The sequence below is a fragment of the Asticcacaulis sp. genome (genome assembly GCF_020217185.1).
Classification (GTDB): Bacteria; Pseudomonadota; Alphaproteobacteria; order Caulobacterales; family Caulobacteraceae; genus Asticcacaulis.
The window spans coordinates 1-10,000 of the sequence record NZ_JAIWNX010000145.1 but is presented as its reverse complement, the minus strand read 5'-3'; the positions used below and the strand labels follow the sequence as shown (position 1 = coordinate 10,000).

Genomic DNA, 10,000 nt, shown 5'->3' with positions numbered 1-10,000 from the left:
AAGCGCTTCAGATGGGTCAGGACGGCTGTCATTTAACGCCCCCCTCCGTCAGCACCTTCGTTCTCATACCTGTGCTAAATCTCGCTGACTTCATTGTGCAGCGGCTTGAGGCGATAGCCCAGCCCACGCACCGTCTCGATCCGCTCATTGCCGATCTTCTTGCGCAGACGCCCCATAAACACCTCGATGGTGTTGGAGTCGCGGTCGAAATCCTGATCATAGAGGTGTTCGACCAGCTCGGTACGTGAAATGACGCGGTTCTGATGCAGCATCATATAGTGCAGCAGACGGTATTCCAGCGAGGTCAGGCGCAGCGGCTCACCATTGACCGACGCGCGCGCGGCGCGTGGATCGAGGCGCACCCCGCCACAGACCAGCAGCGGCTGCGCATGGCCGGCGGCACGGCGCACCAGGGCCCGCAGACGCGCCAGCAGTTCTTCGGTATGAAACGGCTTGGTCAGATAATCATCGGCCCCGGCGTCGAAGCCCGACACCTTGTCCGACCACGCCCCGCGCGCCGTCAGAATCAGCACCGGCGTCGCCTTGCCATCGCGCCGCCAGCGTTCCAGCACTGACACGCCGTCAATCTTGGGCAGGCCAAGGTCGAGGATCACGCAATCATAAGGCTCGGTATCGCCCAGAAAGTGCGCTTCTTCGCCGTCGGGCGCGTGATCGACCACATAGCCCGCGTCCTGAAGCGAGGCCTTGAGCTGACGCGACAGGTCGGGATCATCTTCGGCAAGCAGAATGCGCATTACATCTTACTCATGGAACGGTTGGCGAGATCGACGCGATAGGTCACGATATTGGGACCGATCTGCACCTTGATCACAAAGGTCGAAGGGCCGGTCTGATTGCCCGACACGTAGCGGCCGCCCGTGCGCTGCTCAACCAGGGTGATGGCGTCGTCGATGGAATAGCGCTGCTGCACCGTCAGGCGTTCGGCCTCATCGAAGCGCGGACGCGCCTCCGGCCGCAGCGGCATCTGGCGCACCTCTTCGTGCGCCGGCTGCCAGCCAAAAGCGGCACGTTCGCGCGCTTCGGCAGCGAACGGCGCGCCGACGAGCAGCAGGGCGGAAAGGGTCAGGATCGGTTTCATAGTCACTTTGTACAGTCCCCGACCTGAACCTTAGCTGAACAGGGCCCTAAGGAAAACTTAAAATGGCAAAAAGCGTCCCCCCTGATATCAGAGGGGATACCGCCGGAATCGGCGGAGGGGGGTTAAATACACCCCCTACTTCTTCCGCATCGCCGGATGGGTCGGCGTATAGGGCGCCTGCCTGCGCCAATCTTCGGCATAGGCGACAAAATCGCCATCCACCACGTCCGGCAGGGCCAGCACCAGATGCGCAAACAGATCACCGCGCGCCCCGGTCTTGGCATCATAGCCCCCGCGCCCTTTCAGACGCAGGATACCGCCGGAATTGGAGCCCTTGGCGATGGTCACATTGACCGGGCCGTCGGGCGTCGGGGCCTGCACCTTGCCGCCCAGCACTGCATCGGGGATCGACACATAGAGGTCCATATGCAGATCATTGCCTTCGACGCGGAACACGCCGTGCGGCTTCAGCGACAGTTCGACCAGCGCGTCGCCATGCGGCCCGCGTCCGTTGGGCGACGGCGCGCCCTGCCCTTTCAGGCGCAGGGTCTGACCGTCCTTGGCGCCCTTCGGAATGGTGACGTCGAGCGTGCGGCCATCGGTCAGTTGCACCCGGCGCGTATTGCCGGCGATCGTATCCATCAGGTCGATATCGAGCTTGATCCGCAGATCGCTGCCCTTCTGGGCCTGCGCGCCGAAACCGCCGCCCGGCCCAAAGCCCGCGCGACGCCCGGCCCCTGAGCCAAAAATATCGAAAATATCATCGAGATCGACGCCGTCGAACGATCCGCGCGCCCCGCCGCCATAGCCCTGCGACGACCCACCGCCAAACCCGCCACCGCCGAAACCGCCGCGATAGGTTTCCCGACCGTCGGCATCCATCTGACCCGCGTCATATTTCTTACGCTTTTCGGGGTCTTTCAGCAGGTCGAAGGCCGCCGATACGCGCTTGAAGCGATCCTCGGCCGCCTTGTTATTGGGGTTGCGGTCGGGGTGCAGTTCCTTGGCCAGCTTGCGAAACGCCTTCTGGATATCGTCGGCGCTGGCGTTGCGCGCCACACCGAGTTCTGAATAGGGATCACCTGCCACGAAATGGAACCTCAGCAATTACCGGCCACAATTACGAGAATGCCGTTGGCGAAGGATGCGTCACAAGTCAAGCTGATAAAGACATCTCCAGCGCCAAACCAACACGCGATGTGGGGTCTTTCTGCGCGATTTCAACCCGGCTGAGACCATCAAACCCGGCGGGATAGTCGGCAGCGATGGCGTCGGAGCCATATATATAAGCGCTCTGCGTCACCTCCACCTCACGGCGCAAATCCGTCCCCTGATAGAAACGCAGTCGATAGGCCTCAAAACCGTCTTCGAGCGGCGGTTCGTAATCGAGCGAATCCCCGCCATAGCGGGCACAGCGTATCCAGCGAAAGTGCAAACCCTCCGCCTCCCGCCTTATCCGCCCATGCACCGGCGCGCGGGGCCGGAGTCCAATACCGGTCCACACCGTCTCAATATCTATCGCGCCCTCCGCCTGCGCGCCGAAGCCCGACAGCCCCGCCCGCCACAGACGCGGCAGTCCGTGTTCGGCGTCCGAAACATCCGCCCGCACAACTTCGGGCAGGACGATGACCGAGACCCCTTCGTCTATCGGCTGGGCCTGCGTCCCCCATTGCCCGCGCAACAGGCCGCTCAAGCGCCACTGGCGCGGCGCGATCATCTGTGCCCGGAGGAACTGGATGATCTCCCATTCACCCCCCGCGCCCCTAACGCAGATAAAATTCTCACCGGACAGCACATCAGCCTCTGAGCGCGTCTGCAAGGTCGCGTTTTCGAGATAAATATAGAGACAGGCCGGTCTGTTCCACTTGGCAACCTGTCCGGCGGGCAGGCTCTGAAGCGTCATCCCCACCCCCGCCGCCTGATCGACACGGCCGCGCAGGGTCAGCGTGCTGGCAGAGGTCCCGGCATAGATATCGACGCCGCTGAACGGCACGGCGGTGGCCGCCAGCACCGGTCGCCCGTTGCGCTCATCGGCCCCGAACGGCGGCAGGTCGAGCAGCCAGAACCCGGTCAGCAGGGCCCGGCTGACGGTCGTACCGCCTGACGGTTCGTAAGGTATGACCACCGCCGGCTCTGACACGGGCGCGAGGGTAAGTGTCGGGCGTTCCGCGTCTTCGCTCACGGCAATGCGGTAGGGCCGCCCATCGAAGCGCACCCCATCCCCCGCTTCAAAGCGCAGCACCTCAAGAGGCCCGACATCCAGCGTTACGGCTTCGCGCACGCGCCGCGCCTCGGACAGGGTGCGGCGGGCAAACGCCCGCGCCTGCGCTGCCGACAGGGTGAGGCCGAGATCGAGCTGCACCGTCGGCCCGCCTTCGACCTCTGAGCGCGCATGGACGGCCAGCACCTGATAGTCGCGGTCCAGATCGTAACAACGCAGCGTCAGGGCCGACGGCGCTTCGATCAGTTCCCGCCGCGCCAAAACCGGCTCGCGCTCGTGATCGGCCAGCGCGTCCGAAGACACCACGACTTCAGCCGTCGGTGCGCCTATGACTTTCAGGCCCGCGCCGCGCTCACACAGGTCCAGCCCCAGGTACAACAAAAGCGGCTCCAGCGCCCGCGCCGCCGTCATCGGCTGTTCGATCACATAGCCGTCGATCACACCTTCGACCGCGCTGACGTCGAGAGTCACCCCCGCCTGATCGGCAAGAGCGCTCAGCAGAGCCTTCGCTTCGGCCGACCCGACGCGCCCGTTCAGCCAGTGCCCGGTGCGCCAGTTGCCGGCATCACCCCACACGGCATTCCGCTGCGGAAAATCCGGATAGGGCCGCGCGTCCCAGCACCACACCTCCATGCCCGACAGCATGGGGCCACCATAGACAGAACTCAGCGGATTATGGGCCGGATCGGCGTAGAACTGACTCAGCGCCGTCAGGTAGGACCGCTGCGCCCGGTCATCCCGCGCGCCGCTGGAATAGGGCGGAATGGCGCTTTCGGAGGATTTGGGATCGACAAACAGGTTGGGCGCGTTCGGCCCCTTATCTATCGCGCCGCAGCCATATTCGATGAAACGCACAGGCTTAGATTGCGGCACCCACGCCGTCGGCGTCGCCTGTCGCACGCCCGCCAGACGATCGTGATGGAGATGACTCCACCAGCCATGAATATCCTTCGGGCGGAACATCCAGTCTTCGCCAAAGGCTCCATCGGCGATAGGTGAACGGACCTGTCCGTCTCTGTCTGTTTGAGAGGCATAAAACCAGTCAAACCCCTCACCGCCACGCACACGCGAGCGCAGATAGTCGGGATCATAAGGCGTCTGCGCCAGCGCCGCATCGAGATGTGCGCCGTCGCGCCAATCCGTGAGCGGCGCGTACCAGTCGATGCCGACAAAGTCGATATTCGCATCGGCCCACAGCGGGTCGAGGTGAAACACAGCATGAGCGCCAACATGATGACCGAAATATTCGCTCCAGTCGGCGGCGTAGGACAGCCTGGTCTGCGGCCCGACAATGGCGCGAATGTCCGCCGCCAGCGCCTTGAACGCGGCCACCGCCGGATAGGTGACGGCATCCGAGCGCAGGGTGGTAATCCCGCGCAACTCAGAGCCCAAAAGCAAGGCATCGACGCCACCCGCCGCGACCGCCAGTTCGGCCAGATGGCGCACAAACCGCCGCAGCCCCCAGCCGTCCGCCGTGCCAAAAAAGCTGTCCACGTCCAACGCCGCCTGCGGTGTCAGATCCTGCGCCGAAATGATGCGCCCTCGCCAGGGAAAGCCTTCGCAATCCATCAGGATGAAGGGCACCAAAGTCACTTCGTAACCGCGCTGTTTCAGCAGACGAATTGCGGCGATCACTGACGCATCGGACGGCGTGCCCCCATAGACAGGGCGACCGTCCTGCGTGCTGATCAGGTGCGCCGCGTCGCGTCCGATGCCTGCCACGGACCACACTTCGGGTTCTGTGCGCTTGATCGCCTGTTCGACACCGGGGCGCAGGCGGCACACCCCCGCCTCCAGACTGTCGCCGAACCAGCTTATGATCAGATTGACGCGCTTTACTTTGGGCAGGTGCGCCTCAAGCTGATCGAGCGAGACGAGAAAATCCGGCCGCCCGTCGGCGGTGTTCAACGTCTCCCAACGCGCGCCGCTCAGGCCCTCACGCACGGCATTGTGCGTCGTCGCATAGACGAACTCCCCCGCGCCGGGGATCAGGCACACCCCGTCAATCAGCGTCTCAAGCCCCTCACCCGGCGGACGGCGAAACACCTCTACAGACAGGTTGGGCGGACGATTGCCAAAGGCGGCCAGCGGCAGATCTTCGAACACCAGATAGGCCAAGCCGCGATAGGCCGGGGCATCCCCTTCGATGGCGGTGATCAGGGGATCGGGCATCTGATCCGCGTCGCCGCGATAGAGACGATAAGACAAACCGGTCTGATCGAGCAACTGCCCATCGGCCCAGATACGCCCGATGCCGTCAATCGGGCCTTCGCACAGGCCCACGGCAAAGGACAGCGAATAGCTGAAACTTTCCGTCTGCGGCGCACTCTTGGACGCGCGCGTCCGTGTGCGGTTTTCTTTCAGCCGCGCGCTCCACAGCACCGTCCCGGCAACGCGCCCGCGTCCATAGACCTGCGCGATCGGCGCGCCCTGATCGGCGGCGGCCACGCGCACGCCCTGCAAACGCGGGCCGGCCTGCCGCACGGGCGACAGGCCATTGATCAGGGTGCGGTCAATCGCATTGCCGATCAGCCCGCCAATCGCCGCCCCCACCGGCCCACCCAGGGCCCCGCCCAATGTCGTCAGCGTCAGTTGCGCCATGATGTGTGTCTTCCGTTAGTCTGTGTCACTCAGGAAAGGATAGGCGTAGGCCGCGACCAGATGCCGCCGCCACCAGCGCCCCAGCCAGGTTTTGGTCACCGCGTGACCCCAATAGGCGTGGATCAGTTGCGCGCGCGGGTCTTCGATGGGCCCTGCGCTGAGGATGGCCGCGTGCTTGGCCACCGCTGTGTCCCGCATACGGAAGATCAGCACGTCCCCCGCCTGCGCGGCCGTGAGCGCGACGGGCCGCAGCCAGCGATCACAGGCGGTTTTCAGCCGCTCGTCCCCGCCGCATTCCGCCCAGTCGCCGGTGTACGGATCAAGCGTCCACGGCTCAGGTCCATAGAGGCCGCGCCACACGCCGCGGATCAGCCCCAGACAGTCGCAACCGACGCCATAAACGCTTTGACCATGCTGATAGGGCGTACCGAGCCATCGGCGCGCCTCGGCCACAATCTGCCACCTCACAGCCGCCCCGTCCCGCCGCGCGACCCACCATCCAGCGCATCGCCTGAGCGCGGATAGAGGGTGATAAAATCCTCACCGGGCAGGTCCGGAAAGCCGCGAAAATGGACGACATTGGCGAACACATCGCGGCACGTCGCATAGCGTTTGTCGCAGGTGCCCACCGGGTCGCTGAGGCCGCAACGCACGTCACCCAGTTGCGCGTCACAGAGCGGCGTGTAGCGCCGCCCGATACTCCGCTGAAGCCGCGCCGCCGGACCTTCGACATGGGCGACGAACGCCGCCTGATCCTGCCCGCGCATTTCTATGCGCGCCAGCGTGCCGGAACTCACGGGCACGAAGGTGTCGCTGTCGCGCCAGTCCACCGCATAGGTGTCGATCTGCGCGCCGTCATAAAGTCCGGCGCGGATATCCTCAGCCCGCAGATGAACGTCCGAAAGCACTCCAGAGACAGACCTGTCTCCATTGTCCAGACCCAGCTCGCTGCGCGCCGCTCCGGCGGTCCAGCCGCTGCTGGCCGCGCAGGTGACGCCCTGAAAGTGCAGGTCCTGATCGTGGTCGGTGAAGCCCTGCTTCACCCCATCGGCGCGGGTCAGTATCCACACCTGACACAGCGTCACCGCACCGCTGTCGAAGGCCGCCGAAAGAGCGGCAGGTATCTCACGCATGGCGGGTTCCCTTCCTTGCGAATACACCGGTCATACCCGGATCTCGATCAGCGGTATGGCCGCGACGCGACCGGCGTCGAACCCTTCCAGGGTCAGGTCAATGCGGTCACTGTCGAAGCGCACCGGCACATCAAAGTGAAAACCGGCGGTGACCGTTGCGCCTTCGGCTGGCGGCACCGCAAACCTCACCACACCGGTCGTGTGATCCACGTCGAAACCGCTCAGCCGTTCGACGCCATTGACCGCCACGCGCACGCTGTCCGCGACGGGTTTGCAGATGGGCCGAACCACCGCGCCATAGGTTTTACAGAGCTGAAAATCGCGCGTGTGGCCATCGCCTGTGCCGATCACCTGATCGGTCGGCGCGGCGGTAGGACCGCTGCGGCCGTCGCTGAAATCGTGGAAGCGAAAACCGTATAACGGCCCTTGGCGCGCTTCGAAGAAATCCAGTAGCGCCGACGCATCGGCCATACGCCGGATACCCGCGCCGATCAGGTAGCGCCGCCGCCCCAGCGCCCAGCTACTCACCCGCTGCTCATAACCCGACGCCAGAGTCGTCACACGCACGCGGCGTTCGATCGCGGCCCCGGAGCCGAAGGCCAGCCGCGCCGGAAAGGTCACTTCGTGAAACATGGCCTACCTCATCCCCAGACGAACCGCGCGTTGCAGCGCCGTGGCGATCTGTGTTTCGGATCGGACAAGACTGTCTTGTCCGCCACTGAGATTAAGCGTCAGATGCACCGTCGGCCCCGTGGCCGTGTCGATTTGCCCCGAGGTGGCCGGGCGGAACCATTCCGGCCCGCGCTCCCCGACCAGATAGGCGCCGCCGGCGGTCACCGGACCACCATCGGCGCGCGCCCCGGCAAAGCCAGACAGGCCCGAAAACACCTCCCCCAACACCGCGCTGAGCGAACCGCTGCTTGAGGTGCCGCCCGCCGCATTGAGGGCGCTGATCAGGGCCGAGGCCAGCTCATTGAGGCTGATCTCGCCGTCCTTCACCGCGCGGCTCAGGCTGCGCGCCAGCGACTCCCCGGCCTTGCCGAAGGCGGCTTCGATGCTGGCCGCCGTCTCCTCCGCCGGGCCTTTCAGAGCCTGCAAGGCGACGGCGGCCTCATTGGCCTGTTGCGTCAGACCACTCAGAGGGGTGTCAGTCATCGGGGAAGGCCTTCTTCATCGTTTCAAACACGTCGCGCGGCAAGGCTGGTGGCGACAGGATTGGGGCAGAGGGTGGGACCGTCAGCCATAGCCATTCACGCCAGCTTAAGCGCCAGAAATCGGCGGGCCTCAGGTGGCACTCGCGCACGGCAAAGCGCAGCATCGCCGCCCACTCAGTCATGGGTCATGGCCCGCACGGCGGCGACGATGGCGGCGACGGCTTCGCTGAGGCTGAAGGTTTCGGGCGGCGGCAAATCATCCAGCGCCAGCGCGCTCAGAACGACGCAGACATCCTGCGCCCCCATCTGCGTCAGGGCCTGCCCCAGGGCGGTGAAGCCACGCACGCCGAAATGCGCCTCAAGCTGCGCCAGCGCGCCCAAAGTCACGCACAGACGCACAGACTGTCCGCCCAGCGTCGCCGACACTTCGCCACGCGCGCTATTGGCGGGCTCACAGCGCATCAAAGGCCACCTCCCCCGCCGAAGCGAGCGTCAGAGCGAAGGTCGCCTCCGCATCGTGCTCACCGGCATATTCGAGCGCGGCGATCAGAAAGGCGCCGCTGAAAACGCCAAAACCGGGCACGACGATCTGCCAGAGGCGCGCCGTCTGGGCGAAGAAGGCGTCGCGCATCTGCGCATCGGAGGCGGCGTCCTTGAACACGCCGGAACCCGATACAGAAAGCGACCTGACCCCCGCTCCGGCCAGCAGTTCGCGCCAGCCATTGGGGCTGTCGGAATCGGTGACATCGACGGTGCGGGCATTGAGCGACACGGTGCGTGCCCGCAATCCCGCGACCGTGACGAAGCCCGTCCCGTCCGAAATTTTCAGCAGCATGTCGCGGCCTTTTTGCAGGGCCATGTGAGCGTTCCTTGTTTTGAAAAATCAGAGTCGGAAATGTCAGATCGGTTCTGTCACAGCCCTCAATCGCAGAAGCGCAAAGACGGTCCGATCCGCCCCGCGAAACACATCGAGATAGGTGACACGCAGGCTGACCAGATGGTGGCTGTCGAGCGGCACCTGCGCCTGATCGAGCGCCACGCGCAGTTCGCTGGCGATGGCGCGCGCCTCTTCGGTGCCGTCAAAATCGGAGACGACGCGCAACGTTACCGCCTGTTCGGTTGCGGCGACGCCGACACCGCCAAACGGTTGCGCTTCGACACGATCCACAAGCACATAGGGATAGACGGGCTCAGGCGGCACGGCGTCGTGGATACGCACCTGCGCCCCCAGCCAGGTTTGCAACGGCGCGTGGTCTTTGAGATGCGCGATGAGCCCTTTTTGCAGGTCGCGCAAAGGGTCGAGCGGGTGCGGATCGAGCGGCATCTTACCGCCTCCTTTCGAGGGTCATCAGGGTTTGGTCGTCGGCATCCAACGACACAGACAGGACGGTCCAGTCTTCGCCACGGATCGTCAGCACGCTTCCGCGCACGGCAGGGGCCGCCGACCGGCAGGTAAATTCCGCGTACTGACGAAAACGCAGGACGCCTTCACCCGCCGGCGCTTCGGCGGGCGGGCGCGGGGCGAAATCGCCCCAGGTAACGCCTTCGAAACGGCGCGTTTCGGTGACGCCGCCGAAGGGCGTTTCGCTGCGCAGAAGGGTGAACACCCGCGCCGGGGTTTTCAGTTGCGCCGTGGACAGCCGCGTCACAGCCGCACCTGACGATAGGGGGCGATCCACGGCTCCAGACCGTCGAGCGAGACGCTCCCCTCACCGCGCGTGTCATAGGCGCGCGCGATCAGATCGAGCACGGCCAGACGCAGGGGCGCGGGGGACCCGGCCTCCAGCGTCAG

Annotated in this window: 13 protein-coding genes; all 13 read right to left on the bottom strand. The window is 64.9% G+C overall.

The annotated features are described in order from the left end of the window. Nucleotides 1-74 precede the first annotated feature (74 nt). A complete protein-coding gene (locus LDL37_RS07095) occupies nt 75-755 on the bottom strand; it encodes a response regulator transcription factor (RefSeq protein ID WP_126421403.1) in 681 nt (226 codons plus the stop codon). Further along, nucleotides 755-1,099 carry a hypothetical protein gene (locus LDL37_RS07090; RefSeq protein ID WP_290796019.1) on the bottom strand — a complete coding sequence of 115 codons (345 nt, stop codon included), beginning with the start codon at nt 1,097-1,099 and terminating at the stop codon, nt 755-757. Before LDL37_RS07090 ends, LDL37_RS07095 begins: the two co-directional genes overlap by 1 nt. Nucleotides 1,100-1,234: 135 nt before the next feature. Beyond that, nucleotides 1,235-2,188, bottom strand: a complete 954-nt coding sequence (locus LDL37_RS07085; RefSeq protein WP_126421407.1) for a DnaJ C-terminal domain-containing protein — start codon at nt 2,186-2,188, stop codon at nt 1,235-1,237. A 67-nt stretch (nt 2,189-2,255) separates the two neighbouring features. Further along, the gene (locus LDL37_RS07080) at nt 2,256-5,921 is read right to left on the bottom strand and encodes a glycoside hydrolase TIM-barrel-like domain-containing protein (protein ID WP_290796015.1); all 3,666 of its coding nucleotides are present in this window, start codon (nt 5,919-5,921) and stop codon (nt 2,256-2,258) included. Nucleotides 5,922-5,936: 15 nt separating this feature from the next. Beyond that, entirely contained in the window at nt 5,937-6,389 is a 453-nt protein-coding gene (locus tag LDL37_RS07075; RefSeq protein WP_290796013.1) for a peptidase P60, read from the bottom strand. Then, nucleotides 6,386-7,054, bottom strand: a complete 669-nt coding sequence (locus tag LDL37_RS07070; protein WP_290796011.1) for a DUF2163 domain-containing protein — start codon at nt 7,052-7,054, stop codon at nt 6,386-6,388. The genes LDL37_RS07075 and LDL37_RS07070 overlap by 4 nt, the downstream gene beginning before the upstream one ends. Nucleotides 7,055-7,084: 30 nt before the next feature. Continuing rightward, nucleotides 7,085-7,687 (bottom strand): DUF2460 domain-containing protein, encoded by a 603-nt coding sequence (locus LDL37_RS07065; protein WP_290796009.1) that lies wholly within the window; start codon nt 7,685-7,687, stop codon nt 7,085-7,087. Nucleotides 7,688-7,690: 3 nt separating this feature from the next. Then, nucleotides 7,691-8,209, bottom strand: a complete 519-nt coding sequence (locus tag LDL37_RS07060) for a phage tail tape measure protein (protein ID WP_290796007.1) — start codon at nt 8,207-8,209, stop codon at nt 7,691-7,693. Then, nucleotides 8,202-8,390: a phage tail assembly chaperone gene (locus LDL37_RS07055; protein ID WP_290796004.1), complete on the bottom strand. Its 189-nt coding sequence runs from the start codon at nt 8,388-8,390 to the stop codon at nt 8,202-8,204. Before LDL37_RS07055 ends, LDL37_RS07060 begins: the two co-directional genes overlap by 8 nt. Continuing rightward, nucleotides 8,383-8,670, bottom strand: coding sequence for a GTA-gp10 family protein (locus LDL37_RS07050; RefSeq protein WP_290796002.1), 288 nt, complete (start codon nt 8,668-8,670; stop codon nt 8,383-8,385). Before LDL37_RS07050 ends, LDL37_RS07055 begins: the two co-directional genes overlap by 8 nt. Next, entirely contained in the window at nt 8,660-9,067 is a 408-nt protein-coding gene (locus LDL37_RS07045) for a phage major tail protein, TP901-1 family (protein ID WP_290795999.1), read from the bottom strand. The genes LDL37_RS07050 and LDL37_RS07045 overlap by 11 nt, the downstream gene beginning before the upstream one ends. A gap of 39 nt (nt 9,068-9,106) precedes the next feature. Beyond that, nucleotides 9,107-9,532, bottom strand: coding sequence for a DUF3168 domain-containing protein (locus LDL37_RS07040; RefSeq protein ID WP_290795997.1), 426 nt, complete (start codon nt 9,530-9,532; stop codon nt 9,107-9,109). 1 nt (nt 9,533) lies between these two features. Next, the gene (locus LDL37_RS07035) at nt 9,534-9,857 is read right to left on the bottom strand and encodes a hypothetical protein (RefSeq protein ID WP_290795995.1); all 324 of its coding nucleotides are present in this window, start codon (nt 9,855-9,857) and stop codon (nt 9,534-9,536) included. Between the last annotated feature and the right edge of the window lie 143 nt (nt 9,858-10,000).

What these genes read in the sequence shown, in the direction of transcription:
- LDL37_RS07095 (WP_126421403.1), bottom strand. Translation starts at nt 755, where the DNA reads ATGCGCATTCTGCTTGCCGAAGATGATCCCGACCTGTCGCGTCAGCTC.
- LDL37_RS07090 (WP_290796019.1), bottom strand. Translation starts at nt 1,099, where the DNA reads ATGAAACCGATCCTGACCCTTTCCGCCCTGCTGCTCGTCGGCGCGCCG.
- LDL37_RS07080 (WP_290796015.1), bottom strand. Translation starts at nt 5,921, where the DNA reads ATGGCGCAACTGACGCTGACGACATTGGGCGGGGCCCTGGGTGGGCCG.
- LDL37_RS07070 (WP_290796011.1), bottom strand. Translation starts at nt 7,054, where the DNA reads ATGCGTGAGATACCTGCCGCTCTTTCGGCGGCCTTCGACAGCGGTGCG.
- LDL37_RS07065 (WP_290796009.1), bottom strand. Translation starts at nt 7,687, where the DNA reads ATGTTTCACGAAGTGACCTTTCCGGCGCGGCTGGCCTTCGGCTCCGGG.
- LDL37_RS07060 (WP_290796007.1), bottom strand. Translation starts at nt 8,209, where the DNA reads ATGACTGACACCCCTCTGAGTGGTCTGACGCAACAGGCCAATGAGGCC.
- LDL37_RS07055 (WP_290796004.1), bottom strand. Translation starts at nt 8,390, where the DNA reads ATGACTGAGTGGGCGGCGATGCTGCGCTTTGCCGTGCGCGAGTGCCAC.
- LDL37_RS07050 (WP_290796002.1), bottom strand. Translation starts at nt 8,670, where the DNA reads ATGCGCTGTGAGCCCGCCAATAGCGCGCGTGGCGAAGTGTCGGCGACG.
- LDL37_RS07045 (WP_290795999.1), bottom strand. Translation starts at nt 9,067, where the DNA reads ATGGCCCTGCAAAAAGGCCGCGACATGCTGCTGAAAATTTCGGACGGG.
- LDL37_RS07040 (WP_290795997.1), bottom strand. Translation starts at nt 9,532, where the DNA reads ATGCCGCTCGATCCGCACCCGCTCGACCCTTTGCGCGACCTGCAAAAA.